Genomic DNA, 2,465 nt, shown 5'->3' on the forward strand with positions numbered 1-2,465 from the left:
AATTTAGTATAAGTTTGATTGATTACACTATCTAAACATTCTTTTAGATATTTTTCTACATTGTATATGGGGATTACTACGCCTACAGTCTTAGTATACATTATTCAGATTTCCATTGCCTATAAATTTTTCTTATCTTAAATACAAAAGTTAAAGGGTTATCAACAAAAGCTTTACCCATCATATAAGATAAATGTTTTTTAACATATGCAACATCCTTATAATCTACATATTTTTCCAAAGGTACCATCTTAAAAGATGGGTTTAATTTTATTAGAAAATTATAAAATTTTCTTTGCGCTATATGAGATATACATAAAAATGCAATCGAAAGAGGTAAAAAAAGAAATTTAATTGGATTTTTTGCATCTATTATAGTCTTGCCTATTTTATAAGAAAGATGATTCTTAACTCTCTCTACAGCACCTTTTTGAATAAACACACTTGCATTTGCCCTCTCATTATATTTGAAAAAAAGTTCTAGCAATAATTTTTCGTAGAATGTAGTTTGTTTAGCGAAACTCCACCATATTTCCGCCTTTTCAGCATCTATGTTATCCCAAGGCTTTCGTCCCCCATTAAAATGCCATATTTTAATGTTTTCATCCGAACATATATACTTCGAAGGTAATCTTGATAAATTCGGACTTATATTTTGTTGGTAATTCCAAGAAAAATTTATTAATTTAACCCTCCCCTCTAAGACACTATTAAGTATATCCTGATCACGCCAAAGAGGATGTTTTAAATCTTTCAATTTTTTCAATAATTTTTCCTCCAAATTAAATTTCAAGCATTTCTTTATATCAAAAAGGATAACACCTGCATTAAAGTAATTTTTTGTATTTTTCATATGAAGATGGTTGGTAAAATATTCACTACTTGACATTTGTTTTTCGTTAAAAGAAACCCTAATATTAGAATCTACCAAAAAAGCAACATCTGGACATGCAATAGCTAATTCCTGTTCAGATAATTCTTGTTCAAACAAATAAGAAATATCACTCAATACTAAAATATCAGCATCTAAATACAAAACTTTATCACACTCATTTAAAATTTTTGGAATAAAAAATCTATAATAAGTTTCTTTTGTTACACGTTCTCCTTCATGAAAAATAGAACTGTCTATATCTTTAAAATGTTCATTAAGATCTATAGCTCTAAAAGAACAATGCTCTAAATTTTTTAATCCATTCAAATATCGCTTATACGAAATATTAAGATCTGTATAAAAAATGACAATTTCGTAAAAATATTTAGTATTGATATTGTTTAATATAGATTGTATAGTAACAAGTAAATATAAAAAAAACTCATTATTGATAGCAAAACATATTGTAATTTTATTTTTCATAAATTTAACCTTTCCTAAAATATTTATTTCATTTATTTTTTCTACTTTTATAAATTTTCCTAATACTAAATGGCAATTTAAAAATACCACCATTATACCATATTTTACAATTTTTAATCAATACTTGTCCCAATTTATAGGAAAAATGATTTTGAATCTTAATAGCCTCTTGATAATCAGGATATTTTTTCAAACTAGGTAAAGCCGACAATGGATCTTTTTTTAAATTATCATGATATATTCTCTTTTCTTGCCAATCCGCAATTATAATCGATAACAAATAGATTGGCAACATCAATATCCCAAAGATACTCTTGGAATTTATAATTAAAACTTTTCCCAATTTATAAGAAAGATGGTTCTGAACTCTTAATTTTGCTGTTCCATATTTGCTATAAAATAATACTAAGTTGGTTTCATTATTCCTTATATGTGCAATATCAGAAGCAAAATCTATCATTAATTCTAGATTAATAGCTGAATTACTAGACATTATATAAAATTTTTTTATTGTCAAAGATATTGCTTTATTTAAATATTTATCATCAAAATCAACTAAACTGTTTCTCCAATTTTTTAATTTTAACCAAAAAACTTTCTTTAATAACATCATACCATTCAAATGTTCATTTTCATGAATAAATTTAAATACCATTAATGCGGTTAAAGCTTTACTGGAAAGTGTCAAGTATTTTCTATATAAAAAATAATTCTTATCAAAAATTTCATACGTAAATCTATCATATTCTGGTATATATAAACCACTAAAATCATAATCCATAATGCTATTTTGTCTTATACGATAAAAATATAATTTTTGTGTCAGAATATAAATAAAATTTGATTGAAAAAAAAGTAATTTCCCAAAGTGATGGTCTTCGTGAATAACACCATCTAAAAATTTAAGTTTGATTGATTTCAAGTACTTAAAATCAATCATGCCCATAACAGAAAACCAAAAAGTATCTCGATTTAACTCAATCATTCTTTCAAAGAAATCCTTTGATTTAACTTTACAACTCAAATAATATTTATGACTTTCAATAATAGTTGAACGTGGTTTTAATTGCTCTACATTATCATAATAAAAATAATGATCAAACCACAC

At 25.1% G+C, this 2,465-nt stretch carries 2 protein-coding genes and 1 pseudogene; all 3 read right to left on the reverse strand.

Annotation, left to right across the window (positions count from 1 at the left end):
- Positions 1 to 101, reverse strand: a 101-nt coding sequence (locus L8V79_RS07980) for a glycosyltransferase family A protein (protein WP_263703184.1), incomplete at its 3' end; no start/stop codon positions are given.
- A complete protein-coding gene (locus L8V79_RS07985; protein ID WP_263703183.1) occupies positions 101 to 1,357 on the reverse strand; it encodes a glycosyltransferase family 8 protein in 1,257 nt (418 codons plus the stop codon). The genes L8V79_RS07980 and L8V79_RS07985, both read right to left, overlap by 1 nt.
- Positions 1,358 to 1,385: 28 nt before the next feature.
- Positions 1,386 to 2,465: pseudogene (locus tag L8V79_RS07990) on the reverse strand (glycosyltransferase family 2 protein); the annotation flags it as partial.

The sequence above is a fragment of the Campylobacter sp. IFREMER_LSEM_CL2194 genome, from assembly GCF_025771685.1.
Classification (GTDB): Bacteria; Campylobacterota; Campylobacteria; order Campylobacterales; family Campylobacteraceae; genus Campylobacter_D.

What these genes read in the sequence shown, in the direction of transcription:
- L8V79_RS07985 (WP_263703183.1), bottom strand. Translation starts at nt 1,357, where the DNA reads ATGAAAAATAAAATTACAATATGTTTTGCTATCAATAATGAGTTTTTT.